This is a genomic window from Vreelandella malpeensis (genome assembly GCF_020622355.1).
GTDB lineage: Bacteria > Pseudomonadota > Gammaproteobacteria > Pseudomonadales > Halomonadaceae > Vreelandella > Vreelandella malpeensis.
Map to the genome: position 1 here is coordinate 607,436 of NZ_WHVL01000002.1, position 23,946 is coordinate 631,381.

Below are 23,946 nucleotides of genomic sequence, written 5' to 3' on the forward strand. Positions count from 1 at the left end.
TGTCACCCCCTGCGGGGGTATTTTTTGCGGAGACCATACGCCGTGCCCAGCGCCAGCTCAGCCAACCGTTTCGATATCCTGCCCTCCAACCTGCCCACGGCGGAGAACATTCGCGAGAGCATCCTGCAAAACCCAGGCTTTGGCCGTCACTTCACCGACCACATGGTCAATATCCGCTGGACCGTGGACGCCGACTGGCACGGCCATCAGGTGCGCCCCTACGGGCCGCTGACACTTGACCCGGCCGCCGCGGTGCTCCACTACGGCCAGGAGATCTTCGAGGGTATCAAGGCCTACCGCCACGAGGATGGCTCCATCTGGACCTTCCGCCCACAGAAGAACGCCGAGCGCCTGCGCCGTAGCGCCCGTCGGCTCGCCCTGCCGGAACTCAGTGACGAGGATTTCATCGGCTCGATCCAGGCGCTGCTCGCCCAGGATCACGCCTGGGTGCCCACGCCGCACAGCGACGCCGACGAGTGCAGCCTCTACCTGCGCCCGTTCATGATCGCCTCGGAAGCCTTTCTCGGCGTACGCCCAGCCCACGAGGTGGACTACTACGTCATCGCCTCGCCGGCGGCCTCCTACTTCAAGGGCGGTATCTCGCCGGTGTCGATCTGGCTCTCGTCGACCTACAAGCGCGCCGCCGCCGGCGGCACTGGCTTTGCCAAGTGCGGTGGCAACTACGCCGCCTCCCTGGCCGCGCAGAAAGAGGCCGAAAGCCACGGCTGCGGCCAGGTGGCGTTCCTGGACGCCGCCGAGAACAAGTGGATCGAAGAGCTCGGCGGCATGAACCTGTTCTTCGTCTACAAGGACGGGCGCCTGGTCACCCCGCGCCTGACCGACACCATCCTCGAAGGCGTGACCCGCAACTCGGTACTGACGCTGGCGAAAGACATCGGCCTGACCCCGGAAGAGCGTCCCATCAGCATCGACGAGTGGCGCGAGGGTGCGGCCAACGGCGAGATCACCGAAGTGTTCGCCTGCGGCACGGCGGCGGTCATCACCCCGGTGGGCGAGCTGGTCACCGAGAACGAGCGCATCCGCGTTCAGGGCGACGGGGGTAGTGATGTGGCCATGCGCATTCGCAAGACGCTGCTCGACATCCAGTACGGTCGCAGCGAGGACAAGCACGGCTGGCTGACCCGGCTGGTGTGATCGCCTCCGCCGCCGCCTTCCGGCGGCGGCTTTTTTCATAGCGTTGCTTTTCATAACGCTGCTTCTCATAGCGTAAGGCAGACTCATGGCGCGAATCGACTTCTACATTCTTCAGGACACCACCCTGGAGGCGCGGCTCGCCTTTGCCTGCAAGCTGGCCGAGACCATCCACCGCAAGGGCTACCGGCTGCACCTGCACTGCGAAGATCAGGCCCTGGCCGAGCAGGCCGACGAGGCGCTATGGAGCTTTCGCGAGGATGCCTACCTGCCCCACGCCATCGAAGGCAGTGACCTGGCCGACAGCGTCCCAATCACGCTGGGCTTTGGCGAACTGCCCACGCCCAACGAGGAGACCGCGCTCTTGAACCTGCATCCGGACATCCCCGACGGCATCGAGCGCTTCACCCGCGTTGCCGAAATCATCAATCAGCACCAGCAGGTGCTGGTGACCAAGCGCGCCTGCTGGCAGCGCTACAAGGAGCTTGGCCATGAGGTAGTGCCGCACAAGATCGGGTAGCTTCGCGCCTGACGCCCTCCCCCATATCGCGCTATACTGGCCGCCATTTTTCGAACCTCTTTTGAATTTCGTGCTTTCCTCGGAAAGCATCGTCGTCGGTGAGCCGCTCCATGGAAAAGACCTACCAACCCGAACAGATCGAAACCCGCTGGTACGAGCGCTGGGAGGCGGATAACCGCTTCGCGCCGTCCGGCCAGGGCGCGCCCTTCTCCATCATGATTCCGCCGCCCAACGTGACCGGAAGTCTGCACATGGGCCACGCGTTCCAGGACACCATCATGGATACCCTGACGCGTTGGAAGCGGATGCAGGGCAACAACACCCTGTGGCAGGTAGGCACCGACCACGCCGGCATCGCGACGCAGATGCTGGTCGAGCGTAAGGTCGCTGCGGAAGAGGGCAAGACGCGTCACGACCTCGGCCGCGAGGCGTTCACCGACAAGATCTGGGAGTGGAAGGAAGAGTCCGGCGGCCACATCACCCGTCAGCTGCGCCGCATGGGCGCCAGCGTCGACTGGTCCCGCGAGCGCTTCACCATGGACGACGGCTTCTACAAGGCGGTGCAGGAAGTCTTCGTGCGCCTGCACGAAGAGAAGCTCGTCTACCGCGGCAAGCGCCTGGTCAACTGGGACCCGACGCTGCACACCGCGATCTCCGATCTCGAGGTCGAAAACAAGGAGCAGCAGGGCAGCTTCTGGCATTTTCGCTACCCGCTCGCCGACGGCGTGAAAACCGCCGACGGCAAGGATCATATCGTCGTCGCCACCACCCGGCCGGAAACGCTTTTAGGCGATACCGGCGTGGCGGTGAACCCGGAGGACGCGCGCTACGCCTCGCTGGTCGGCCAGTTCATCGAGCTTCCGCTGGTGGGCCGACGCATTCCGATCGTCGCCGATGAGCACGCGGACATGGAAAAAGGCTCGGGCTGCGTCAAGATCACCCCGGCCCACGACTTCAACGACTACGAGGTCGGCAAGCGCCAGGGGCATCTATTGATCAACGTCTTCTCCAAGGACGCCGCGATCCTCGAGCGCGCCGAGATCTTCGACCTCAAGGGCCAGCCCCAGCCCGAGGAGGATGCGAGCCTGCCCGCCAAGTACGCAGGACTCGACCGCTTCGAGGCGCGACAGCAGATCGTTGCCGACATGGACGCGCTTGGCCTTCTGGTCGAGGTGGAGAGCGTCAACAATACCCTGCCCTATGGCGACCGCTCCGGGGATGTCATCGAGCCGCTTCTGACCGACCAGTGGTTCGTGGCGGTCGAAAGCCTGGCCAAGCCCGCGATCGAAGCGGTCGAGAAAGGCGACATCCAGTTCGTGCCGAAGAACTACGAGAACATGTACTTCTCGTGGATGCGCGACCTGCAGGACTGGTGCATCTCGCGCCAGCTCTGGTGGGGCCACCGCATTCCCGCCTGGTACGACGAGCAGGGCAACGTTTATGTGGCGCGCTCCGAAGCGGAAGCTCGCGAGAAGCACGGTTTGGGCGACGAAGTAACGCTCTCCCAGGACGAGGACGTGCTGGACACCTGGTTCAGCTCGGGACTTTGGACCTTCGGTACCCTTGGCTGGCCGGAGAAAACGCCGGAACTCGACACCTTCCACCCCACCAGCGTGCTGGTGACCGGTTTCGACATCATCTTCTTCTGGGTCGCCCGGATGATCATGATGACGCTCAAGTTCACCGGTGAAGTGCCCTTCAAGACCGTCTACGTCCATGGCCTGGTACGCGACGGCCAGGGCCAGAAGATGTCCAAGTCCAAAGGCAACGTGCTCGACCCGATCGATTTGATCGACGGCATCAGCCTGGAGGCGCTGCTGGAGAAGCGCACCGGCAACATGATGCAGCCGCAGAAGGCCAAGGCGATCGCCAAGGCCACCAAGGACGAGTTCAAGGACGGCATTGAGCCCCACGGTACCGATGCGCTGCGCTTCACGTTTTTGTCCCAGGCCACCACCGGGCGCGACATCAAGTTCGACATGAATCGCCTGGACGGCTACCGCAACTTCTGCAACAAGCTGTGGAACGCCTCGCGCTACGTGTTGATGAACGCCGAAGGCGAGGAGTGCGGGACGCTGGGCGAGCCGGTCGAACTGTCCCTGGCGGATCGCTGGATCATCTCTCAGCTGCAGAAGACCGAGGCCCAGGTGACCCGCGCCATGGAGGAGTACCGCTTTGACCACGCCTCCCAGGCGCTCTACGAGTTCGTCTGGAACGAGTACTGCGACTGGTACCTGGAGCTCTCCAAGCCGGTGCTGTGGGACGAAAGCGCCAGCCTCGAGGCCAAGCGTGGCACCCGCCGCACCCTGGTGCGCGTGCTCGAAGCCACCCTGCGCCTGGCCCACCCGATGATGCCCTACATCACGGAGGAGATCTGGCAGCGCGTCTCGCCCTTGGCCGGCACCTTCATGGGTGAAGGCGCCTCGATCATGACCCAGGCGTGGCCGGAGGCCGACGAGAGTCGCCTCGACGAGCAGGCGAGCCGCGACATCGAGTGGCTCAAGGGCGTGATCATTGCCGTGCGCAACATCCGTGCCGAGATGAACATCGCCCCGGGCAAGCCGCTAGACGTGCTGCTCACCAAAGGCCGCCCGGAAGACGCCGAGCGCCTGGAGAACAACCGCCTGTTCCTGTCGAAGCTCGCCAAGCTCGAAAGCGTGACCTGGCTTGCCGACCCGGATGAGGCGCCGCTTAGCGCCACCCAACTGGTCGGCGACATGGAAGTGCTGGTGCCGATGGCGGATCTGATCGACAAGGACGCGGAGCTTGCGCGCCTGACGAAAGAGATCGACAAGCAAGACAAGCTGATCGGCGGCATCGAGAAAAAGCTTTCCAACGAAGGCTTCACCGCCAAGGCCCCGGCCGCCGTCATCGAGAAAGAGCGCGGCAAGCTCGCCGAGTTCCAGTCCGCCAAAAAGCTTCTTCAGGAGCAGAAGGCCAAGATCGAAGCGCTATAAACCCGCCTTTCAATCAAGCGCCAGCGCCACCTTCGGGTGGCGTTGGCGCTTCTGGCCAACCGTCAAGCGGTCACGGCTATCAGAACAGGCGGGGCGATAGGTAATGCGTCGATAGCGAACACTGTTCATTAATCCGCTAACGAACTAGACTGGTCCATCCACTTGACGCTGTAACCCAGGTATTGCCATGCAACTTCGCCGAATTCTCTTATGTAATTTTTTAGGCTTTGCCCTGATCGCCAGCTGGTGGCTGCCGTCGGTGCTGTTCTGGACGAAGCTCGACGACGACGTATTCTTTTTCTTCAATCAGTTCATCAGCCCCATGTACCCGCGCTGGGTTGAAACCATGGCGCTGCTCAACACCCGCGCCTTCGACAAGGTGATGTTCGGTGTACTGGTGATCATGTTGTTCTTCGCCATGGTGCGCGACAAGAACGGCAGTTGGCCGAAGTGGCTGGCGATTGGTTTGATCATGTCGGCGGTCGGAGCGCTATTGGGCGAGATGCTGCATATGGATCTGCTCGCCGCCCGACCCAGCCCCACGGTATGGCACGATGACGTCAACATCCTCAACAACTACACCTTCTTGAACGCCAAGGCGACCGCCTCGAACAGCTTCCCGAGCGATCATGGGGTGCTGGCCATGGTGTTCGCCAGCTTCATGCTGCGCTTCGCCGACCGTCTGATCGCTTCGCTTTCCGTGGCGCTGGCGGTTTTCGTCACCCTGCCGCGTATTCTGGTAGGCGGCCATTGGGTCAGTGACGTCTATTTCGGCGCACTCGCCATCGCCCTGGTCGCGCTTCCCTGGATTCTGTGCAACGCCTACATCGCCGGACTGGTCGAGCGGATGGCGCGCTTTTTCGATGCCACCGCGCATCGGCTGTTGCCGCGCTTTCACTAGCCCTTCCTCGTGGCCGCCTTCGGGCGGCCGTTTCGATTCGCCCCTGGAGGCACCGCATGAACATGAGCCATCTGGAACATGCGCTGATCGGCCTTGGCATCCAGCTGCTGCTCGCCCTGCTGCCTCGCATCACGCTATGGGTCTCCGGCGCGCTCGCCGTGGCGGTGTTTCTAGGCCGCGAGATCGCCCAGCACGAATACAAGCTCGCCGTGCAGCGCGGTTGGGAGTGGGGCCAGACCCAGCCGGTCGGCATATTTGAAGGCGTGTACACCGGCTGGCATCTGGACTCGGTACTGGACGTGCTGGCACCGGCGGTGGCGTGTTTTCTGCTCGCGCTGGCGGTGCCGATCATTCGCAAGCGCCGCCAGTAGCGCCGCCGGCAAGATCCCCCGCGCCGCTTCAAACGGTAGCGCCGCCTCGCATCATTTATCTTCCTGCCAGCAGCCAGCATCAGCACTCCCTCCAGCGGCGTAACGCCGAAGTTAAAGCCCGCGCCCGCATTCCGCTACGGTCTGGCAGAAAGCGCTACTGAGCTGACTGCACAGGAAAGCGGCAATGGTTTTGATCGTTCATACTCAAGGAACCGGGCGGCGTTTGATCTGCTCCAACGCATCGCCCTCAACGTAATGCCCCGTGGAGTAACCACTGTGACGCCCGAACGACACCAGCAGCTTCTTCAACGCGCCGTCGACCTTGCCGAACAGGCGCTGGAAGCCGGCGACGAGCCCTTCGGCTCCGTGCTCGCCGACGCTCAAGGCCACGTGCTTTGTGAAGCCCGAAACCGCATCAACAGCGTCGATGCCACCCAGCACCCGGAGTTCGAGCTCGCCCGCTGGGCTGCCCAACACCTGGACGCCGAGGCACGGCGGGAAGCCACGGTTTTCACCTCCGGCGAGCACTGTCCCATGTGCGCCGCCGCTCACGCCTGGGCCGGCCTGGGGCCAATCGTCTACGCCAGCTCCTCAAAGCAACTCGCCGGTTGGCATAAGGCGTGGGGGCTCGAGAATCCCCCGGTCGCTCCGCTCACCATCGAGCAGGTAGCGCCGCAGGTACATGTTAGCGGGCCGGATGAGAAGCTGGCTCGTGCGGTTCATGAATTGCACGGTCGGTATCGTGAGCGGGTGTCAGCAGCGGGTAACGGCGAGCCGTGAGGTATTCGTGAGTGCCAACGGGTGGCCAAACCGGCCACCATCACCGTACCGGCACGCCTGAATGGAATCCGCTTGAGCCTCACGATAGGGGCTGACCCGACCTGCCAGTATATCCAGAGACCATGGCCAGCACGCGCTGACCACGACAGGGTTTCTTTTAGCCGCCGTAGCGGTGCGTCCAGAGCCGGAACGGCGCCGTGGGATCCTCGACGTCAACCTGAGTGAAAGAAAGGTTCTGCTGGGCAATGGGTTTAGCGAACTCTTCATAAAACGTTGCCAGCGTCATGTAGCGGCCGCCATCTTCATAGTGCTCGCCTTCCTGCTCGCGCGTGGCGGCAAAGTACACCTGCTCTGGGGACGCGTAGTACAGCGCCCCGAGGCACATGGGGCAGGGGTAGGCGGTAATGTAGACGTCGCATCCGTTAAGGTTGGTTCTACCCTGGGCGGCCAACTCACGGATGGCGGTTATCTCGGCATGCGCGGTGAGATCACCGCTTTGTGCCACCTGATTGGTCGCCTCATGCACGATTTCGCCGGACTGTCGATCCACGACGATGCATGCAAAGGGTTTTCCGCCCTCTTTGACGTTGTTCAACGCGAGCTCGACACTACGCTGGATAAGCGTTTCGGGGGTATGTTGCTGGGCCATGAGGTTTTCACTTCCTTTTAGACTTGCTGAGGTAAACGTCCTGTTTGCCGAAAGCCTCTCGACTATTCTGATCGCGTACGCACGCGCGCTTTTTGTGGCGACCGCTGCGATCAGATCAAGCTCGACTCCAGACTTTTCGTCAGTATAGAGCGGCCGAGCGTTTACGCCCGCCCCTAGAAGCAGCTCACCGGCTGACATGAAAAGAGAAGCTCGAGAATTCGCCGATGGTCACGCTCACCATCGAGCAGGTAGCGCAACGGGTAGCGGTCAGCGAGCCGGATGAGAAGCTGGCGGAAGCGGTTTATGAGTTGCACTGTCGGTATCGAGGTACTTGGAACGTATGATCAGACTGGTGCGGCATCGAATCGATATTCGGGCCGCATATTGTCTAGCAGTTGCGATGGACCTTGATCTTTCGGGAACGATAATCCAGCCACATTCTTTTCAATTCGATGCCCGCGTCAGCGCATACTGCCTCGAGGATTCTATCCCTTCTCTGTCGATACGGCCGTTCATGGCTCGGATCATCGAGTTCCATGACATACAAGACGCTGAAATCGTCCTTGCTGCAAATCACATAGTCGAAATGCCATTGGGAAATCTGCCTGAACAAGGATAAGTACTGACTACTTTTGGGCCGATACTTTTCGGTATTGGGTTCGATGACATCGGCCACTCGCACCTGAGCGAAAACATAACACTCTGCGCCATACGTATTGACCAGCACCCTGTAGACGTCCTGCTCACTGGGCGACATCAAAGCGCTTTTCTTGTTATAAGCCCCGCCCTTTTTCAAGAGCGCTTGAGATCTTGACGTTTTTCTTCGGGAACTGGACCGGGTTCTCTTTGACGACAGATCCTTGAGCCCCCATTTCAACAAGACCACAAAGGCAAGAATAGCGGCCGCCCACCCTACCTTCGGCCATAGCAAAGCAGTCACATCCACGGAATCCATTTAAGCCTCTATATTCTCATTGAATTTCGAGAGTCCTGGAGAAGAGCTTTAATACATGAAGGGAAATGCACATACGAAAAAGCCGCCCTGAAAGGGCGGCTTGATCATGTTCTTGAACGCTTCTGCTTTTGACCATTTTATGGTGCCGACACCAGGAGTCGAACCCGGGACCTACTGATTACAAGTCAGTTGCTCTACCAACTGAGCTATGTCGGCGCATCGCGTTTTCTTGAACGTTTGACTGCTTTCGACAAGCGAGTCAGTCAACAAGAAATCTTGTTGGCAATGGCTGGGGTACCAGGATTCGAACCTGGGAATGCCGATACCAAAAACCGGTGCCTTACCACTTGGCGATACCCCAGCAGTGTGGTGGCCAGAGACGGAATCGAACCGCCGACACGGGGATTTTCAATCCCCTGCTCTACCAACTGAGCTATCTGGCCGCTGCCAACGGTGCGTATTAAACTAAAAAGACCGCTTTTCGTCAACACCTTTGTGAAACTTTCTTTCTAGTCACGTGGTTAGGGGCAACGAAGGCTACCCTACCCCAAGTGCACCGGGGGCCGAAACGCCCGGCTGGCGTGGCTCAGGCCTGGCTTGGGGGTACGTAGCCTTCGGCCTGGTCGGTGGTTTCGTTGTCCAGAAAGCGCTCCATCTGCGCCATCAGGTACTGGCGCGACTCGGGTTCGAGCATGTTGAGGTGCTTCTCGTTGATCAGGCGGGTCTGCAGCGCCTGCCACTCCTGCCAGGCCTTCTGGGAGACCGTGGCCTGGATCTGCTGGCCCTTCTCGCCGGGCAAGGGGGGAAAAGCCAGCGCCGGTAGTTCCTGCTGATACTTGCGACAGAAAACGGTGTTGCTCATGGGAATACTCCTTTGCGGGGGGAAATCGTCACCGAGTATGGGCTAGGGCCCGGGGGTGGGATCAAGCGAAAATGGCGCCAGCTGCGCCAACAACGATTTCACCGGCGCAGCCAGGCCCAGCGTTGGCGGGTCGGCAGGGTCGAACCAGATGCCTTTCTCGCGCACCCCGGAAAGCCCTTCGCAGCGTACCGGCTGCGGGGTGATCGCCAGTCGAAAGTGGCTGAAGGTGTGGGTAAAGCCGGGCAGCGCCGGCTCGATGACGGCGCTGTCGACGCCGTCTTGCAGCCAATCGCCGAGTGCTGCGCGGTCATCGAACTGGGGCAGGCTCCAGAGCCCGCCCCAGAGTCCCGAAGGCGGGCGCTGCTCGAGCCAGACGCGGCCCGCTCCATCGCGCAGCACCAGCATCAGCGTCTCGCGGGTGGGCAGCGCCTTTTTCGGCTTGGACTCGGGGTAGCGCTGCGGCGCGCCTTCTTCATAGGCGGCGCATACGTCATTGAACGGGCAGATCACGCAGTCCGGCCGGGCGCGGGTGCAGAGCGTGGCGCCGAAGTCCATGATCGCCTGGGTGTAATCGGCAAGACGCTCATCGGGGGTGAAGTATTCGGCGAGCGCCCACAGCTTGTTTTCGATGACGGGCTTGCCGGGCCAGCCTGAGATGGCGTGCAGGCGGGTCATGGAGCGCTTGACGTTGCCATCGAGGATGGCGGCGCGCGCGCCGGTACTCTGGGCGATGATGGCCCCGGCGGTGGAGCGACCGATGCCCGGAAGCGCGGTGAGCGCCTCGACGCTTTGCGTGGGCAGCTCGCCGCCGTGCTCGTCTAGCGCCGTTTGCGCGGCCTTGTGCAGGTTGCGTGCCCGAGCGTAGTAGCCGAGACCGGTCCACAGGTGCAGCACCTCGTCCTGGTCGGCGTGCGCCAGCGCCTCGAGCGTGGGAAAGCGTGCCATGAAGCGCTCGAAGTAGGGAATCACGGTGGCGACCTGGGTCTGCTGCAGCATGATTTCCGACACCCAGACCCGGTAGGCGCTGCGCGGCGACTGCCAGGGCAGGTCATGGCGGCCGTACTGGTCGAACCAGTCAAGCAGCCGGCGTTGGAATTCGAAGGCCGTCAGGCACGGCGTCGGCATATCGGGCATGGTGTGTTCTGGCCTATCAAGGGATAAAAAGAGGCGCCAACGAAAGCGCCGGCCCGAAGGCCGGCGCGCAACAATGGCTCACCGTCAATCGAACAGGCTGCGAAGACCGTCGCGCAGGTTGCGCCCGGCGTCATCGCCCAGGCGCTCGTCGAGCCGGTTCAAGGCATCGCCCAGACGTTCCTCGACCTCGGCGCCAGCCTCGGTACGAAGCAGCGACACGATGGAAGCCTGGAAGGCATCGCGATCCAGGCGGCACCACTGCGACTTGTCCTCGTCGAGATTGCCCTCGCACAACACCGGCAGCGGCAGGGCCTGAAGGCGCGGGTTGACCTCGCAGGCGGGATCGGCGGTGTCGACCAGGCGGGCATTGGCGCGGGTGACAAACGTCTTGCTGCCGAGATCGATTTGCCCTTCGCCGGCCATGTCGATGCCGGGCAGCGTGATCGTCATGTCGTCGCTTGTGACCACGCCGCCTTGGATGACGAAGGTGGCCCCGAACTGATCGAAGCGGGTGTCCGGCTGCCAGTCGCGCAGCGTGCCCTGCCCGTCGAGCTGGGCGGCGAGCTCGCACATCTGCTGCGAGACGTTGGTATCGAGAATCGCGCCGTCGTTGAGTCGCGCGGTGAGCTCGCCATGGAGGTGACGGGTCAGCACCGAGCGCGTGTTGCCTTGGGTGGCGAGCTCGCCCTGCAGATTGAAGCGACCGCGAATCGGCGAAGCTTCCTCGCTGAAGGTCTCGACCAGCGGGGCGACCTGAACACTCTCGACCCGCGGCGCGAGTTGCCACTCGAGCACCGGCTCGCGGGCGTCGAGGGCCCCGGTGGCCGCGAGCGTACCGCTGTAGAAGCGCGACTCGAAGTCGGTCAGACGATGCAGGCCCTGCTCGCCGCGCAGCGCCATGCGCGCATTGGAGAAGGTCAGCCCGCCCAGCACCAGCTCGTCGAGCTCGAGATCGCCGCTCAAATCGAGGCCGGCAAGCCACGCCTGGGGCAGCAGCTCGTGCTCGTCTTCTTCCTGGGCCATGGCACGGCGGATCAGGCCGAGCCCGGCCTGCTGAGAAGTCACCGGCCCCGGAAGGTAGCGATCCAGATCGAGCGTATCGCCGGCCAGGTCGAAGGCCAGCGCGCTGGCGTCGAAGGCGCCGGAGAGAGAGCCTGTAAAGGTGCTGTCATCCAAGACCAGCGAGAGCTGCGGCAAGGCGAGCTGTTCGAGATCCCCTTCCACGGGACTGGTCATGGCGACGTCACTCAGCGCCGCTTCGCTGGCGGTGTTGAGCTCGAGGCCGAACCGCGTGAGCCAAGGACGCAGATTGAACGGCGCGGCGTTGAGCTGGCCCCGATAGCGTGGTGCGTCCTGGAACTGCTCGACGTTGAGATGCCCACTCAGACGCAATCCGTCCGGGCCCGTGAGCTGGGCGTCGCGCAGCTGGGCGGTCTGCGCTGCCCAGTCGGCTTCCAGGCCGAAGGCCAGCGAAAGCGCCAGGCTCCCCTGCCAGTTCTCCGGATGGCGCAAGCCGGTTTCCAGGGTGGCATCGGTCACGCTCAAGCGCCGCTCGCCGAGCCGGGCCACCATTTCTGCCGCCTTGAGGTTCACCTGCTGGGGTTCGCTGCCCTCGACGGTACTCGAGCGAGTGCCTAGTTGCAGCCCCTCCAGAATGACGCGCTCGTCACCCAGCCCCAGGCGCACTCGGGTTTCCAGGTTCACCTCGCTGGTGAACGCCGGCGCGCGTTCGAGCGCCTCCGCGTCCAGGCGATGGTGCTTGGTCAGGGTGAACATCGCCTTGAGCGGGAACGAGCGGGTCGGATTGACGTTGCTGCCGGTGATATTGAGCGATTGAAGCCGCCAGAGCGCCTGCTCGAGTTCGTCGCGAAAGCGGATGTCGGCGTTGCGTACTTCGACGCTTGCGATGTTGAGCACGACCGACAGGTTGCCTGCATCGACGTTGGGACCGGCGCTGGCTGGCGCCAGCACGGTTTCGGCACTTTCATTGTTGTGCTCGGCCAGCCGGTCCATCAGTGCCTGCCAGTTGCCTTCACCTTGCGCGTCGCGCTCCAGGTTCAGGCGCACGCCATCGAGGGTCAGGCCATCGATGGCGATTTCGCCGCGCAGCAGCGGCGCGAAAGCTACACTCACCTCGGCGCGCTCGACGGCGGCGAAGGCGGTATCGTCGCGGCTTTGCTCGGGAAGCCAGGCACGCGCCTGCTCGACGCCGACTCCGATGCGCGGATAGAACGACCAGGTGATCGGCCCCTCCAGCGCCAGATCGAGCCCGGTCTGCTCCTCGACCACCTCGACCAGGCGCGGCTTGAAGTCCTCGGGGTCCAGAAACGTGGTGACATACACCACGGCGGCCACCGCCACCATGGCCAGAATGCCGACCACGGCCAGCAGGATACGCAATAACTGTTTCATCACCCTTTCCCTTGTGGGTAGTGCCCAGCGTGAGTCTCGCTCAGCGTGGATCTAGCTCGACATAGCCGCCGGCGCCGTCGGCGCCTGGCGTATCTCCGGAAAAGGGCCGGTACCCTAGTTTGGAAAGCAGCAGTTGATCGGCCAGCGGTAGCGTATCGACGGCGATACGCAGCGCCCTGCCCTCCTGCTTCGCGCGTTCCGCCAACAGTGCCATAAGGCGCGACCCCACGCCACGCCGGCGGGTATTGGCGCGTACGCAAAGCTCGGACAGCCACCAAGCGCGGTCCTCGGCCTCGTTGATCACCACCGCCGCGAGCAGATGCTCGTTGAAGTGGGCGCAGGCGAAGAACTGGCGCCGGGCCAGGTGGTGCTCGATGAAGTCTGCCACGCCATTGGCCGGCAGCCGCGCGACCGGGGCGTCCTCGAAAATGCGCTGCAGATCGAAACGCAGGTGCTCGTCGGCGCTCCAGCGGGCGTGGTCGATATACACAAGCGTCACTGGCATGGCGAGATCCTCCGGGCTTGGCGCGGGTCGTGATCAGTACGTTCGTGAAGCAGCGACATGTCGCGCATTGTAGCGGATGGGGTCATCGATTCTCTATAATGGCGGCTTTGCTTGTCGAACAAGTCCAGGCCGAGGCCGCGAGCCTTGCCACCTCAACGTGCGCGCCAGCGCAGGAGAAGCCCCATGTCAGCGCGAATTGCCACGGTCAGCCGTGACACCAACGAAACGCAGATCACCGTCAGCATCGACCTCGATGGCAAAGGCCACCTGAAGGGCGAGTCCGGCGTGGCGTTTCTGGATCACATGCTCGACCAGGTCGCGCGCCACGGGTTGATCGACATCACCATGGACGTCAAGGGTGACCTGCACATCGACGATCACCATACCGTCGAGGACTTGGGCATCACCCTCGGCCAGGCGTTCAACGAGGCGGTGGGCGACAAGCGCGGCATCGTGCGCTACGGTCACGCCTACGTGCCGTTGGATGAAGCGCTTTCGCGCGTGGTGGTGGATTTCTCCGGCCGCGCCGGGCTGTTCATGAACGCCACCTTCACCCGCGACACCATCGGTACCATGGATACGCAGCTGTTCAGCGAGTTCTTCCACGGCTTCGTCAACCACGCCCGGGTAACGCTGCACATCGACAACCTCAAGGGTGATAACGCCCACCACCAGGCGGAAACCATCTTCAAGGCCTTTGGCCGGGCGCTGCGCATGGCGCTTGCCGAGGATCCGCGCATGGCCGGGCAGATGCCGTCCACCAAGGGAACGCTGTGAGGCCAGCACAAAGGCCGAGCCGTTCGCCACTCACCATAAGGAGCGCGACATGACCATCGCCGTCATCGATTACGGAATGGGCAACCTGCATTCCGTGGCCAAGGCGCTTGAACACGTCACCCATGAAAACGTCGTCATCACCCGCGACCCCCGGCGCATTCTGGGCGCCACCCGCGTAGTGCTGCCCGGCCAGGGCGCGATTCGCGACTGCGTAGGCGAACTCGAGCGTACCGAACTCCGGGGCCTGGTCGACGACATTCTCACCCGTCAGGCAAAGCCGCTTCTCGGCATCTGCGTGGGTCAGCAGATGCTGATGGAAAAAAGCGAGGAGAACGGCGGCGTCGACTGTCTGGGCTTTTTCCGCGGTAGCGTCGATCGTTTCCCGCTGGACATGAGTGACGAGCACGACCAGCGCCTGAAGGTGCCTCACATGGGCTGGAACCGGCTCCATCAGCACCACGACCATCCGCTGTGGGCAGGCATCGACGACGCCGAGCGTTTCTACTTCGTCCACGGTTATTACGTCAATGCAAGCGACGACGCAGAGGTCTACGGCACCACCGAGTACGGTCGGGTCAACGCCCACGTGGCGATCGGACGCGATGCTACCTTCGCCGTGCAGTTTCACCCGGAAAAGAGCGCCCGTGCCGGCCTTCGCCTGCTCGAAAACTTCGTTACCTGGACGCCCTGAGAGGATTTTTCATGCTAGTCATTCCCGCCATTGATCTCAAAGACGGCCAGTGCGTTCGCCTGAAGCAGGGCCGCATGGAGGAGTCGACCTCCTACGGCGACGACCCGGTCGCCATGGCCGGGCGCTGGGTCGAGGCCGGCGCGCGCCGCCTGCACCTGGTCGACTTGAACGGCGCCTTCGAGGGCAAGCCGGTCAACGGCGAGGCGGTCACTGCCATCGCCCGCGCCTATCCGAACCTGCCGATCCAGATCGGCGGCGGCATTCGAAGCGCTGACACCATCGAGCACTACCTGAGCGCCGGCGTCTCTTGGGTCATCATCGGCACCAAGGCGGTGAAGGAGCCTGAGTTCGTCGGTGAGATGTGCCGCGCGTTCCCGGGCAACATCATCGTCGGTCTCGATGCGAAAGACGGTTATGTGGCCACCGACGGTTGGGCGGAAGTCTCCAGCGTCAAGGCGATCGAGCTCGCCAAGCGCTTCGCGAATGACGGTGTTTCGAGCATCGTCTACACCGACATCGCAAGAGATGGCATGATGCAGGGCGTCAACGTCGAAGCAACCGCCGCACTTGCCCGCGAAGGCGGGCTTCCGGTGATCGCCTCCGGCGGGGTGACCAACCTCGACGACATCGAAGCGCTTTGCAAGGTGGCGGATAGCGGCATCCTCGGCGCCATTACCGGCCGCGCGATCTACGAGGGCAGCCTCGACGTGCGCGAGGCCCAGCGCCTGAGCGACGAGCTGCGCGGAGGCCGCGCATGACGCTCGCCAAGCGCATCATCCCGTGCCTCGACGTGGATGCCGGTCGCGTGGTCAAGGGCGTCAATTTTGTTGGCATCCGTGATGCCGGCGACCCGGTGGAGGTGGCCAAACGCTACAACCAGCAGGGCGCCGACGAGATCACCTTTCTCGACATCACCGCAAGCTCTGACGAGCGCGCCACCACCGTCGAGATGGTCGAGCGCATCGCCGGCGAAGTGTTCATCCCGCTCACCGTGGGCGGCGGTATCCGCACCTGCGAGGACATTCGCACCATGCTCAACGCCGGCGCCGACAAGGTGTCGATCAACACCGCCGCGGTGACCAATCCGGACTTCGTCTTCGAGGCCGCCGAGCGCTTCGGCAGCCAGTGCATCGTGGTGGCGATCGACGCCAAGAAGGTCTCTACCGATGGCGAGCCGCCGCGCTGGGAGATCTTCACCCACGGCGGGCGCCGTCCGACGGGGCTCGACGCCGTCGATTGGGCGAAGAAGATGGTGGCGCTGGGCGCCGGCGAGCTGCTGCTCACCAGCATGGACCGCGACGGCACCAAGAGCGGCTTCGACCTGGGCGTGACCCGGGCGATTTCCGAGGCGGTGAGCGTACCGGTGATCGCCTCCGGCGGGGTGGGCAGCCTCGAGCACCTGGTCGACGGCGTGCTCGAAGGCGGCGCCGATGCGGTGCTGGCAGCGAGCATCTTCCACTTCGGCGAATACACCATTCCCGAAGCGAAGCGCTTCATGGCGGAACGCGGCATCGAGATGCGCCTCTAAGAGGGCCATGCCCTCGGCCATCGGCGCGACCGCGACGATGGCTTCTCCCCTTTTTGCGTTTCTGGAGCTTTTCATGCAATTCAAACGCTCGCGCCTGACGGGAACGTTGGGCGTGGCCCTGAGCCTTGCGTTAGCCGCCAAGGCCCAGGCCGATTGGCCGCCTACCTTGGCCTTCGACCACGGCCTGGTGCAGACCAGCCTCTTGACCCGCCACTTCAGCCCCGACCCGGAGCACACCGAGCGGCAGAACCTGATCAGTGTGGAGCTTCACAACCCCGAGCGCTGGCTGACGGGCGCGGCTTGGTTCAAGAACTCCTTCGATCAACCCACCTGGTATGTCTACGCCGGACGCGAGTTTCCGCTGACCACACTCGAAAGCGGCGTGCGTCTTCGCGCCAAGCTGACCGCCGGAGCGCTCAAGGGCTACAAGGGCGAGTACCGCGACAAGATCCCTTTCAACCATCTCGAGATCGCTCCGGCGGCGCTGCCGAGCATCGGCCTTGAGTGGCGCGGCGTCGAAACCGATCTGATCATGTTCGGCACCGCCGGCATGATGATCACTGCAGGCGTGCGCTTCTAGCCTGCCGGTGACGACGCGCCTGCTTTTCGAGGCTTACTCGTCGTCCAGACTGAGCCCCAGATTGCTCACGCCACCGTTGCGCCCCAGCCGACGCAGCTCCTTGAACGCGGCCTTGTCGAGCGGCTCGCTGACCGCGTCGAGCACCGCATCCTGGAAGTCGTTCTCGTCCTCCATCAGCGGATGATCGCGAATGATCAGCGCGAGCTTCTGGGCGTCCACCTCGCCTTCAGTGAGCTCGATGAAGGCGCGCACGCCGGCGCGCGAGGTGCGACTAACGTCGAGCACGGCCTCACCGCCGTCGCCCTGCAGCGTATCGAGCAGCGCGGTGATCGAGACCACCGCATCGAGGGCACGCCGGGCGCCGAAACTCTCGTCGTCGGCGGGCGGCTCGCATTCGGCGAGCTTCTCCGCCTGGCGGGCGAAGTCGATGCTCGCGCCGGACACGGTAAGTCGCTCCCACACGAGATCGAGTACCACCCTCAGTGTATGACTGTCACCCTGGCCGGTGGTCTGCTCGAAAAGCGCATAGTTGGGCATCAAGCGCTCGCAAAGCGCTGCCATGAAGGCTTGTTGGGCGGTCGACGGCAGCGCTTGAAGTCGTTGGTAGAATCCGGGGGCTTTGGCCACCATATTGATTTCCTGAGCCTTTATGTTGATGAAATAAACGCGTTACTATCGTCTTGCAAATGCGAAAAGCTTTCGCGAAACCGGCCGGCGAGGAGAGTACCATGCATATCCATCTGCTACAGCACGGCCCTGACCACGGCCCCGCACGCCTGACCGACTGGCTCGTCAGCATGGGCCACAGCTACACCATCTTTCATCTCTTCGACGGCGAGCTGACGCCGCGCCCGGGCGAGTGCGACGCGCTGATCCTGCTCGACGGCCCGGAGGCATTCGTCCAGGAACCGCCCACCTGGGCCAGGGCGGAGAAGAAGCTCATCAACCGTTACTTGGACGGACAGCGCCCAGTGCTGGGCGTAGGCCTCGGAGCGTTGTGGATCGCCGAGGCGCTGGAGGCGGTCATCGCCCCGGGCACCTATCCCGAAACCGGCTGGCACGCGGTGACCCTGGCGCCAGAGAGCCCGTTCGATCTGCCCGAGCGCTTCGAGGCCTTGATGTGGCACCGCTACGTGTTCAGCCTGCCCGATGACGCCCTGCCCCTGGGCGGCAGCGACGCAGCCCCTCTTCAGGGCTTTGCCTGGGACGCCGGGCGCGTGGTCGGGCTTCTTTGCCATCTCGAGGCCACCGCCGATAGCACCGCCGCGCTCTTCGCCCATCCTCCCGCCTTGCCCGCTTCGCCGGCCGCCCGGCGCTACGTGCAAGAGACGTCGGCCATTCTGACGCCGCCCGGGCGATTTCACGCGCTGGCGCCGCTGCTCGACCGGGTGATGACCCAGTGGCTCGCTCAGACGTAAGGCACTAGGCCAGCTCAGCCCGGGCCGCGGCGCTCCACGCTTGGGCGGCCTCCAGACAGCTCTCCCAGTCGCCCACGTGAAGCTCCTTGGGGGCGTCGTCGCGCCACTCGAGATGATAACGGTAGAGCGGGTCGTAATACTCGGTCAAAAGCGGGGCGAGCCACGCTTCGTGGGCCTGAACATCGCCCTGGGCGTGGGCAGCGAAGGCCAGCGCCTGCATGCGCTGCAGGCGCTGCAGCCGGGCGTTGCCGAGCCGCTTGGCCAGGCGCTTCAAGCTGTTCGAGAGCTGATCCTGCATGCGCCGGAACCCTTCCTCGGCGCCAAAACGCGCCACGAACGCCGCCAGCAGGGCTTCGATGTAATCGAAGCGCAGCTGCTCCAGGCGCCAATCCAGCGGCATCTCGACGCGAATGCGCGGCGCTTCGCTGAGCGCGTGCCAGAAGGTCAGCGGAATGTTGGCGTTGCCGATCTGACGCGACTCGTCCTCCATCACCAGCGCGCCGTTCTGGCCGAGCAAACGCTTGCCAAGGGCGTGCTCGAAGTCGATCTGAGAGGTAGGCGCCTCCACCTGGCGCCCGAAGGCCGATCCCTTGTGGTTGGCGCAGGCCTCGAGATCGATACCGTTGTCCAGGCGATTGATCAGCACCGTCTTGGCGGTGCCGGTGAGACCGGCCACCACCAGCATCGGCTGGGCAGCGGCCTGCTCGATGCGCGTGCACAGCGCACGCCGCATCGCCTTCCAGCCGCCCTCGATACGCGGCACCTCGACCCCCGCCTGTGCCAGCCACCGCTGAGTGATCTGCGAGCGCAGCCCGCCCCGAAAGCAGTAGATCACGGCGTTCGGATAGCGTTCGAGATAGCCTCGCCAAGCCTCGATACGTGCCTGCTTGACGGTACCGCTGACCAGGTGCTCGCCAAGCGCGATGGCCGCTGCCTGGCCCTGCTCCTTGTAGGCGATACCGACCTGATGGCGCTCTTCGTCGATCATCAGCGGCAGGTTGACGGCGCCGGGCAGGCTGCCCTGATCGAACTCGACCGGCGCGCGCACGTCGATCAAGGGCGTGCCGCGGCGAATCAGTTCAAGAGAGGCGGGTACGTCAGCAAGCATCTAGCCGATCACCTCGATCAACGCATCGCCCTGGCGCGGCTTCATGGTGCCGAAAGGCGCAAGCGCCAGGCCGTGTTCGCGACCGATACGCTGAATATCGTCCTCCCAGGCCGGATCGACGCTGAGCAGTAGCCCGCCGGAGGTCTGCGGATCGCACAGCCACTGCCAGTGAGCATCGTCCATGGCCGGCAGCTGTGCGCCCAGGGCGTCGCGGTTGCGCACGGTGCCGCCGGGCACCGCGCCCTGGCGGCGATACGCTTCGGCCTCAGAAAGCCGCGGCAGGCGGCGAAAATTGACCTCGGCCTTGAGGTGGCTGGCACTGCAGATCTCGCTGAGATGACCGGCCAGGCCGAAACCGGTCACGTCGGTCATGGCATTCAAGCCTTTCACCTTGGCAAGCTCTACGCCGATGCGGTTGGACATGAGCATGGTTTCCCGCGCCAGGCCGTGGTGGCCGGCCTCCAGCAGGCCGCGCTTCTCGGCGGTGGTCAGAAGCCCCACGCCCAGGGGTTTGGTCAGAAACAGCAGATCGCCGGGCTTGGCGCCGCTGTTGAGCTTGAGCTGGTCAAGCTGGATCAGGCCGTTGACGGCAAGGCCAAAGATCGGCTCCGGGGCGTCAATGGAGTGGCCGCCGGCCAGCGCCACGCCGAGCTCGCGGCACACGCCCTGGGCGCCGGCGATCACATCGCCGGCGACGTCCGGCGAGAGTTTGTCCACCGGCCAGCCGAGGATGCTCAGCGCCATGACCGGCGTGCCGCCCATGGCGTAGATGTCGCTGATCGCGTTGGTGGCGGCGATGCGTCCGAAGTCGAAAGGGTCGTCTACGATCGGCATAAAGAAGTCGGTGGTCGAGATCATGCCGCGACCGTCGCCAAGATCGAACACGGCGGCATCCTCGCGCCCCTGGTTGCCCACCACCAGCTGCTTGTGCCCGGCGCTGGGGCCGGCCTTGGCCAGGATGCCGTCCAGCACGTCCGGTGCGATCTTGCAGCCGCAGCCGGCGCCGTGGCTGTACTGGGTCAGTCGAATCGAACTCATCGCGTCTCTCCTTGGGGGTCTGGATCGCCTGAAGTGCCGCTGCGGGCGATCGTCGCCGGGTGTCGCGCCCCGGCTTTCAGTATCGTTAACGCTTTCAGTATCATTAGCTTAGTACAGCCTAGAGTGCTTCCAGGGCATCGCTCAGCTTGTCCACGGCGATGACCTCCATGCCCGCAGGTGCCTTCTTGGGGGCGTTGGCACGCGGTACGATGGCGCGCAGAAAGCCGTGCTTGGCGGCCTCGCTGATGCGCTCCTGACCGCTGGGCACCGGACGAATCTCGCCGGAAAGCCCTACCTCGCCGAACACCACCAGCTCCTTGGGTAGCGCCCGGTTCTGCAGGCTCGAGACCACGGCGAGCAGCACGGCAAGGTCGGCGCTGGTTTCCAGCACCTTGACCCCGCCGACCACGTTCAGGAACACGTCCTGATCGCCGGTGAACAGCCCGCCGTGGCGGTTTAGCACGGCGAGCAGCATCGCCAGGCGGTTCTGGTCGAGCCCGACCGCCACGCGGCGCGGATTGCCGAGCGCCGATTCGTCCACCAGCGCCTGGACTTCCACCAGAATCGGCCGGGTACCTTCCCATACCACCATGACCAGGCTTCCCGGCGCCTGCTCTTCCTGGCGGGAAAGGAAGATGGCGCTGGGGTTCTTCACCTCCTTGAGGCCTTGTTCGAGCATGGCGAAGACGCCGAGCTCGTTGACCGCGCCGAACCGGTTTTTCTGGCCGCGCAGAGTGCGAAAGCGCGAGTCGGCGCCGCCTTCGAGCAGAAGCGAAGCGTCGATCATGTGCTCGAGCACCTTGGGGCCGGCCAGGGTGCCATCCTTGGTGACGTGGCCTACCAGCAATAATACCGTATTGCTCTGCTTGGCGAAGCGGGTGAGCGCGGCGGCGGATTCGCGCACCTGGGCCACGCCTCCGGGAGCAGAGCTTATATCCTCGAGATGCATGGTCTGGATGGAGTCGATCACCAGAATCTCGGGCTTTTCTCGCTCCGCCACCGCGAGAATCGTCTCCACGCTGGTTTCCGCCAGCATCTTCAGTCCATGGGTGGGTAGCTGCAGCCGATGAGCGCGCATGGCCACCTGGGAGAGTGACTCCTCCCCGGTCACGTAGAGGATGCGCCGCTGCTGGGCGAGCTTGCAGGCGGTCTGCAGCAAAAGCGTCGACTTGCCGGCCCCGGGGTTGCCGCCGAGCAGCACCGCTGAGCCTGGCACCAGGCCACCGCCGAGCACGCGGTCGAATTCGGCGAAGGTCGAGCTCAGGCGCGGCACCTCGCTCAAATCGACGTTGCTCAAGTCGACCACGTCCCGGGAGAGATCGCCTGCATAGCCCCCCCGTCCGGTGGACGAGGCGCTGCCGCCGGGTCGAGCGCTCGCCAGGCGGATCTCGGTCAGGGTGTTCCACTCGTTGCAGCTCGAGCACTGGCCCTGCCACTTACGGTACTCGGCACCACACTCGGTGCATACGAAGGCGCTCTTCGCTTTTGCCACGCGCTCTGCTCCTGTTTCACTGACCGGCGATGTCGCCGGGATCTTGCCTCGCTCTCAGGCAAAAACGCAAAAGGCGGCCCGCGGCCGCCTTTTCGAACCCTTCCCGCGCTTATTGACGCTGCAGTTGCAGCATCTCGCCGTTCTCGAAACGACGACGCTCGGGGTCGATCAGCTCGAGCGTACGGTCGCTGATTTTCTGGAAGTAGTAGATCTGGCCATCGCCATTGGGCGTCAGCTCGTAGACGGTGGCGTCCGGGTCTGAAGGCGTACCGGTCAGCACTTCCCAGTTACCGGCGTAGTTCTCGTTCGGCGGGGTCTGGGGGTGGTTGCGGTAGGACGCCTGCAGTTCGAAGGTCCGCTCCTGCGGGGCGCTGGTTTCGCTGCCTTCGAGGGTCACGTCCAGATCGATGCCGTCACAGTTGCGACACGGCAGCGTGCCCTGGTAATTCGCCTGCGACGCGCTCACACCGGGAGCCGTCTCTTGCTGATCGGTTTGGCCAGCTGCGCAGCCCGCCAGCAGTGCCAACATAGCCGAACCGGCTAGCAAACTCCTTAATTGCATTGGGTGTCTCCTTATCGTGTTGGACATACAATTCTTTTGCGCGCTTATGACAGCATAACTGCTTGAAGGTGCGACGCCCACCCCCATGACTGCAATCGCGCCGAGACGCTTGCGCTCAACAGGGCATGGGGCCACCATAACGCCCTGATCAAGGACAAGCAGGTTACCGCACATGAGCCAACTTTGGAGCCCCGCCGTTCGGTCACTGACACCCTACGTGCCCGGCGAGCAGCCCACCGAGCGCCTCATTAAGCTCAACACCAACGAGAACCCCTACCCGCCGGCACCCGGCGTGGCACAGGCGTTGCGCGATTATGCCACCGATCACCTGCGCCTCTACCCGGACCCCGCCTCACGGGCGCTTCGCCAGACGCTCGCCGAGACGATGGGCGTGGGCATTGAACAGACCTTCGTGGGCAACGGCTCCGACGAGGTGCTCGCCTTCGCATTTCAGGCGTTCTTCTGCCACGCGGCGCCGCTGGACGTGCCCGACATCACCTACAGCTTCTACCCGGTCTACGCCAGGCTGTATGGCATCGAGCTGCGCAAGCATGCGCTCGACGACGATTGGCAGGTCGATCTCGATGCGCTAAGCGCAAGTGGGGAGCGCAGCGGCGTGATCCTCGCCAATCCCAATGCGCCCACCGGCCACGCCCACTCACTGCAGGCTCTCGAGGCGCTGCTCGAGCGAGTGACAGATCGCGTGGTGCTGATCGACGAGGCCTACGTCGATTTCGGAGCTGAAAGCGCCGTGGCACTGGTCGAGCGCTACCCCAATCTGCTGGTCACCGGCACCTTCTCCAAGTCGCGCAGCCTGGCGGGACTGCGCCTGGGCTACGCCATCGGCGCCGTGGAGCTGATTGATGCGCTCGAGCGGGTCAAAGACTCGTTCAACTCTTACCCCGTCGACCGCCTGGCGAGCGCAGTGGGTATCGCGGCGCTCGAGGACAAGGCGCATTTCGATGCGTGCCGCAATAACGTCATGGCGACCCGCGAGCGTACCGTATCGCGTCTGGAGGCGCTGGGCTTCAGCGTACTGCCCTCGAAGGCAAACTTCGTACTGGCCCAGCATCCCCGCTTCGAAGGCGCCCAACTCTTCGCCGGACTGCGTGAGCGCGGCATCCTGGTGCGGCACTTCAATACCCCTGCGCTCGCCAATTTCCTGCGCATCACCATCGGGACCGATGACGAGATGGATGGCCTGGTAGAGGCACTGAAAGCGCTCTGCGGCTAACGCGATGGCCGAAAGCCCCTGCCCTGCCCCGATGGCAGGGCTTTTCTTGGCGCCATTTTGCAGGCACGAAAAAAATCCCCGCCTCGAAGAGACGGGGGATTTTTCGGAGAGGTGCCTGACGATGACCTACTCTCGCATGGGGAGACCCCACACTACCATCGGCGCGTTGCGGTTTCACTTCCGAGTTCGGCAAGGGATCGGGTGGTTCACGCAGGCTATGGTCGTCAGGCGTAACTATCAATGTACATCATGCTGGGCGTGTTCTGTGGCGTCTCTGCCGAGCGTTCTCGGCGCGTATCCGGTTCTTTCATTCGTTGTCA

At 63.6% G+C, this 23,946-nt stretch carries 24 protein-coding genes, 3 tRNA genes and 1 rRNA gene; 13 read left to right on the forward strand and 15 right to left on the reverse strand.

The window, feature by feature from the left end:
- The first annotated feature begins 42 nt into the window (after positions 1 to 42).
- From GEV37_RS08120 to GEV37_RS08145, 6 genes are all read left to right on the forward strand, one after another.
- The gene (locus tag GEV37_RS08120) at positions 43 to 1,155 is read left to right on the forward strand and encodes a branched-chain amino acid aminotransferase (protein WP_227389725.1); all 1,113 of its coding nucleotides are present in this window, start codon (positions 43 to 45) and stop codon (positions 1,153 to 1,155) included.
- Positions 1,156 to 1,240: 85 nt separating this feature from the next.
- The gene (locus tag GEV37_RS08125) at positions 1,241 to 1,672 is read left to right on the forward strand and encodes a DNA polymerase III subunit chi (RefSeq protein ID WP_227389726.1); all 432 of its coding nucleotides are present in this window, start codon (positions 1,241 to 1,243) and stop codon (positions 1,670 to 1,672) included.
- 110 nt (positions 1,673 to 1,782) lie between these two features.
- Entirely contained in the window at positions 1,783 to 4,629 is a 2,847-nt protein-coding gene (locus GEV37_RS08130; protein WP_227389727.1) for a valine--tRNA ligase, read from the forward strand.
- Between the two features lie 187 nt (positions 4,630 to 4,816).
- On the forward strand, positions 4,817 to 5,530 hold the full coding sequence (locus GEV37_RS08135) for a phosphatase PAP2 family protein (protein WP_227389728.1): 714 nt from the start codon (positions 4,817 to 4,819) through the stop codon (positions 5,528 to 5,530).
- A gap of 56 nt (positions 5,531 to 5,586) precedes the next feature.
- Positions 5,587 to 5,901 (forward strand): hypothetical protein, encoded by a 315-nt coding sequence (locus GEV37_RS08140; RefSeq protein ID WP_227389729.1) that lies wholly within the window; start codon positions 5,587 to 5,589, stop codon positions 5,899 to 5,901.
- 276 nt (positions 5,902 to 6,177) lie between these two features.
- Positions 6,178 to 6,681, forward strand: coding sequence for a nucleoside deaminase (locus tag GEV37_RS08145; protein WP_227389730.1), 504 nt, complete (start codon positions 6,178 to 6,180; stop codon positions 6,679 to 6,681).
- 157 nt (positions 6,682 to 6,838) lie between these two features.
- Here GEV37_RS08145 and GEV37_RS08150 read toward each other — a convergent pair whose 3' ends face one another.
- From GEV37_RS08150 to GEV37_RS08190, 9 genes are all read right to left on the reverse strand, one after another.
- On the reverse strand, positions 6,839 to 7,330 hold the full coding sequence (locus GEV37_RS08150; RefSeq protein ID WP_227389731.1) for a nucleoside deaminase: 492 nt from the start codon (positions 7,328 to 7,330) through the stop codon (positions 6,839 to 6,841).
- A 388-nt stretch (positions 7,331 to 7,718) separates the two neighbouring features.
- Complete coding sequence (locus GEV37_RS08155) at positions 7,719 to 8,285, reverse strand: DUF2726 domain-containing protein (RefSeq protein WP_227389732.1); 567 nt, start codon at positions 8,283 to 8,285, stop codon at positions 7,719 to 7,721.
- 140 nt (positions 8,286 to 8,425) lie between these two features.
- Positions 8,426 to 8,501, reverse strand: a tRNA-Thr gene (locus GEV37_RS08160).
- 70 nt (positions 8,502 to 8,571) lie between these two features.
- Positions 8,572 to 8,646, reverse strand: a tRNA-Gln gene (locus tag GEV37_RS08165).
- A 6-nt stretch (positions 8,647 to 8,652) separates the two neighbouring features.
- Positions 8,653 to 8,728, reverse strand: a tRNA-Phe gene (locus tag GEV37_RS08170).
- Positions 8,729 to 8,871: 143 nt separating this feature from the next.
- The gene (locus GEV37_RS08175) at positions 8,872 to 9,147 is read right to left on the reverse strand and encodes an oxidative damage protection protein (protein ID WP_227389733.1); all 276 of its coding nucleotides are present in this window, start codon (positions 9,145 to 9,147) and stop codon (positions 8,872 to 8,874) included.
- A gap of 42 nt (positions 9,148 to 9,189) precedes the next feature.
- Positions 9,190 to 10,281, reverse strand: coding sequence for an A/G-specific adenine glycosylase (gene mutY / locus GEV37_RS08180; RefSeq protein WP_227389734.1), 1,092 nt, complete (start codon positions 10,279 to 10,281; stop codon positions 9,190 to 9,192).
- 84 nt (positions 10,282 to 10,365) lie between these two features.
- A complete protein-coding gene (locus tag GEV37_RS08185; RefSeq protein ID WP_227389735.1) occupies positions 10,366 to 12,693 on the reverse strand; it encodes an AsmA family protein in 2,328 nt (775 codons plus the stop codon).
- A 40-nt stretch (positions 12,694 to 12,733) separates the two neighbouring features.
- On the reverse strand, positions 12,734 to 13,198 hold the full coding sequence (locus tag GEV37_RS08190; RefSeq protein WP_227389736.1) for an acetyl-CoA sensor PanZ family protein: 465 nt from the start codon (positions 13,196 to 13,198) through the stop codon (positions 12,734 to 12,736).
- A 183-nt stretch (positions 13,199 to 13,381) separates the two neighbouring features.
- Between GEV37_RS08190 and hisB the strand changes: the two genes are divergently transcribed.
- The 5 genes from hisB (at position 13,382) to GEV37_RS08215 (ending at position 16,774) form a co-directional block, all read left to right on the forward strand.
- Positions 13,382 to 13,975, forward strand: a complete 594-nt coding sequence (gene hisB / locus GEV37_RS08195) for an imidazoleglycerol-phosphate dehydratase HisB (protein ID WP_227389737.1) — start codon at positions 13,382 to 13,384, stop codon at positions 13,973 to 13,975.
- Between the two features lie 49 nt (positions 13,976 to 14,024).
- Positions 14,025 to 14,666, forward strand: a complete 642-nt coding sequence (gene hisH, locus GEV37_RS08200; RefSeq protein WP_227389738.1) for an imidazole glycerol phosphate synthase subunit HisH — start codon at positions 14,025 to 14,027, stop codon at positions 14,664 to 14,666.
- Positions 14,667 to 14,677: 11 nt separating this feature from the next.
- Entirely contained in the window at positions 14,678 to 15,424 is a 747-nt protein-coding gene (gene hisA / locus GEV37_RS08205; protein ID WP_227389739.1) for a 1-(5-phosphoribosyl)-5-[(5-phosphoribosylamino)methylideneamino]imidazole-4-carboxamide isomerase, read from the forward strand.
- On the forward strand, positions 15,421 to 16,194 hold the full coding sequence (gene hisF, locus GEV37_RS08210; RefSeq protein WP_227389740.1) for an imidazole glycerol phosphate synthase subunit HisF: 774 nt from the start codon (positions 15,421 to 15,423) through the stop codon (positions 16,192 to 16,194). The genes hisA and hisF overlap by 4 nt, the downstream gene beginning before the upstream one ends.
- 73 nt (positions 16,195 to 16,267) lie before the next feature.
- A complete protein-coding gene (locus tag GEV37_RS08215; protein ID WP_227389741.1) occupies positions 16,268 to 16,774 on the forward strand; it encodes a hypothetical protein in 507 nt (168 codons plus the stop codon).
- A 33-nt stretch (positions 16,775 to 16,807) separates the two neighbouring features.
- Here GEV37_RS08215 and GEV37_RS08220 read toward each other — a convergent pair whose 3' ends face one another.
- Complete coding sequence (locus GEV37_RS08220; protein ID WP_227389742.1) at positions 16,808 to 17,404, reverse strand: YjaG family protein; 597 nt, start codon at positions 17,402 to 17,404, stop codon at positions 16,808 to 16,810.
- A gap of 98 nt (positions 17,405 to 17,502) precedes the next feature.
- On the opposite strand from GEV37_RS08220, the gene GEV37_RS08225 reads away from it, so the two are divergent.
- Positions 17,503 to 18,192, forward strand: coding sequence for a type 1 glutamine amidotransferase (locus GEV37_RS08225; protein WP_227389743.1), 690 nt, complete (start codon positions 17,503 to 17,505; stop codon positions 18,190 to 18,192).
- A gap of 4 nt (positions 18,193 to 18,196) precedes the next feature.
- On the opposite strand, the gene mnmH is transcribed toward GEV37_RS08225, so the two are convergent.
- From mnmH to GEV37_RS08245, 4 genes are all read right to left on the reverse strand, one after another.
- The gene (gene mnmH, locus GEV37_RS08230; protein ID WP_227389744.1) at positions 18,197 to 19,300 is read right to left on the reverse strand and encodes a tRNA 2-selenouridine(34) synthase MnmH; all 1,104 of its coding nucleotides are present in this window, start codon (positions 19,298 to 19,300) and stop codon (positions 18,197 to 18,199) included.
- Positions 19,301 to 20,338: a selenide, water dikinase SelD gene (selD, locus tag GEV37_RS08235; protein ID WP_227389745.1), complete on the reverse strand. Its 1,038-nt coding sequence runs from the start codon at positions 20,336 to 20,338 to the stop codon at positions 19,301 to 19,303.
- A 118-nt stretch (positions 20,339 to 20,456) separates the two neighbouring features.
- Positions 20,457 to 21,830 (reverse strand): DNA repair protein RadA, encoded by a 1,374-nt coding sequence (gene radA / locus GEV37_RS08240; RefSeq protein ID WP_227389746.1) that lies wholly within the window; start codon positions 21,828 to 21,830, stop codon positions 20,457 to 20,459.
- A 109-nt stretch (positions 21,831 to 21,939) separates the two neighbouring features.
- Entirely contained in the window at positions 21,940 to 22,392 is a 453-nt protein-coding gene (locus tag GEV37_RS08245; RefSeq protein WP_227389747.1) for a copper resistance protein NlpE N-terminal domain-containing protein, read from the reverse strand.
- A 172-nt stretch (positions 22,393 to 22,564) separates the two neighbouring features.
- Here GEV37_RS08245 and hisC point away from each other — a divergent pair, with 172 nt between their 5' ends.
- Positions 22,565 to 23,626 carry a histidinol-phosphate transaminase gene (hisC, locus tag GEV37_RS08250; protein WP_227389748.1) on the forward strand — a complete coding sequence of 354 codons (1,062 nt, stop codon included), beginning with the start codon at positions 22,565 to 22,567 and terminating at the stop codon, positions 23,624 to 23,626.
- Positions 23,627 to 23,739: 113 nt separating this feature from the next.
- On the opposite strand, the gene rrf is transcribed toward hisC, so the two are convergent.
- A 5S ribosomal RNA gene (rrf, locus tag GEV37_RS08255) occupies positions 23,740 to 23,855 on the reverse strand.
- Positions 23,856 to 23,946 lie beyond the last annotated feature (91 nt).

Coding starts and splice junctions, on each gene's coding strand:
- GEV37_RS08125 (WP_227389726.1), top strand. CDS start 1,241: ATGGCGCGAATCGACTTCTACATTCTTCAGGACACCACCCTGGAGGCG.
- GEV37_RS08130 (WP_227389727.1), top strand. CDS start 1,783: ATGGAAAAGACCTACCAACCCGAACAGATCGAAACCCGCTGGTACGAG.
- GEV37_RS08135 (WP_227389728.1), top strand. CDS start 4,817: ATGCAACTTCGCCGAATTCTCTTATGTAATTTTTTAGGCTTTGCCCTG.
- GEV37_RS08140 (WP_227389729.1), top strand. CDS start 5,587: ATGAACATGAGCCATCTGGAACATGCGCTGATCGGCCTTGGCATCCAG.
- GEV37_RS08150 (WP_227389731.1), bottom strand. CDS start 7,330: ATGGCCCAGCAACATACCCCCGAAACGCTTATCCAGCGTAGTGTCGAG.
- GEV37_RS08155 (WP_227389732.1), bottom strand. CDS start 8,285: ATGGATTCCGTGGATGTGACTGCTTTGCTATGGCCGAAGGTAGGGTGG.
- GEV37_RS08175 (WP_227389733.1), bottom strand. CDS start 9,147: ATGAGCAACACCGTTTTCTGTCGCAAGTATCAGCAGGAACTACCGGCG.
- mutY (WP_227389734.1), bottom strand. CDS start 10,281: ATGCCCGATATGCCGACGCCGTGCCTGACGGCCTTCGAATTCCAACGC.
- GEV37_RS08185 (WP_227389735.1), bottom strand. CDS start 12,693: ATGAAACAGTTATTGCGTATCCTGCTGGCCGTGGTCGGCATTCTGGCC.
- GEV37_RS08190 (WP_227389736.1), bottom strand. CDS start 13,198: ATGCCAGTGACGCTTGTGTATATCGACCACGCCCGCTGGAGCGCCGAC.
- hisB (WP_227389737.1), top strand. CDS start 13,382: ATGTCAGCGCGAATTGCCACGGTCAGCCGTGACACCAACGAAACGCAG.
- hisH (WP_227389738.1), top strand. CDS start 14,025: ATGACCATCGCCGTCATCGATTACGGAATGGGCAACCTGCATTCCGTG.
- hisA (WP_227389739.1), top strand. CDS start 14,678: ATGCTAGTCATTCCCGCCATTGATCTCAAAGACGGCCAGTGCGTTCGC.
- hisF (WP_227389740.1), top strand. CDS start 15,421: ATGACGCTCGCCAAGCGCATCATCCCGTGCCTCGACGTGGATGCCGGT.
- GEV37_RS08215 (WP_227389741.1), top strand. CDS start 16,268: ATGCAATTCAAACGCTCGCGCCTGACGGGAACGTTGGGCGTGGCCCTG.
- GEV37_RS08220 (WP_227389742.1), bottom strand. CDS start 17,404: ATGGTGGCCAAAGCCCCCGGATTCTACCAACGACTTCAAGCGCTGCCG.
- GEV37_RS08225 (WP_227389743.1), top strand. CDS start 17,503: ATGCATATCCATCTGCTACAGCACGGCCCTGACCACGGCCCCGCACGC.
- mnmH (WP_227389744.1), bottom strand. CDS start 19,300: ATGCTTGCTGACGTACCCGCCTCTCTTGAACTGATTCGCCGCGGCACG.
- selD (WP_227389745.1), bottom strand. CDS start 20,338: ATGAGTTCGATTCGACTGACCCAGTACAGCCACGGCGCCGGCTGCGGC.
- GEV37_RS08245 (WP_227389747.1), bottom strand. CDS start 22,392: ATGCAATTAAGGAGTTTGCTAGCCGGTTCGGCTATGTTGGCACTGCTG.
- hisC (WP_227389748.1), top strand. CDS start 22,565: ATGAGCCAACTTTGGAGCCCCGCCGTTCGGTCACTGACACCCTACGTG.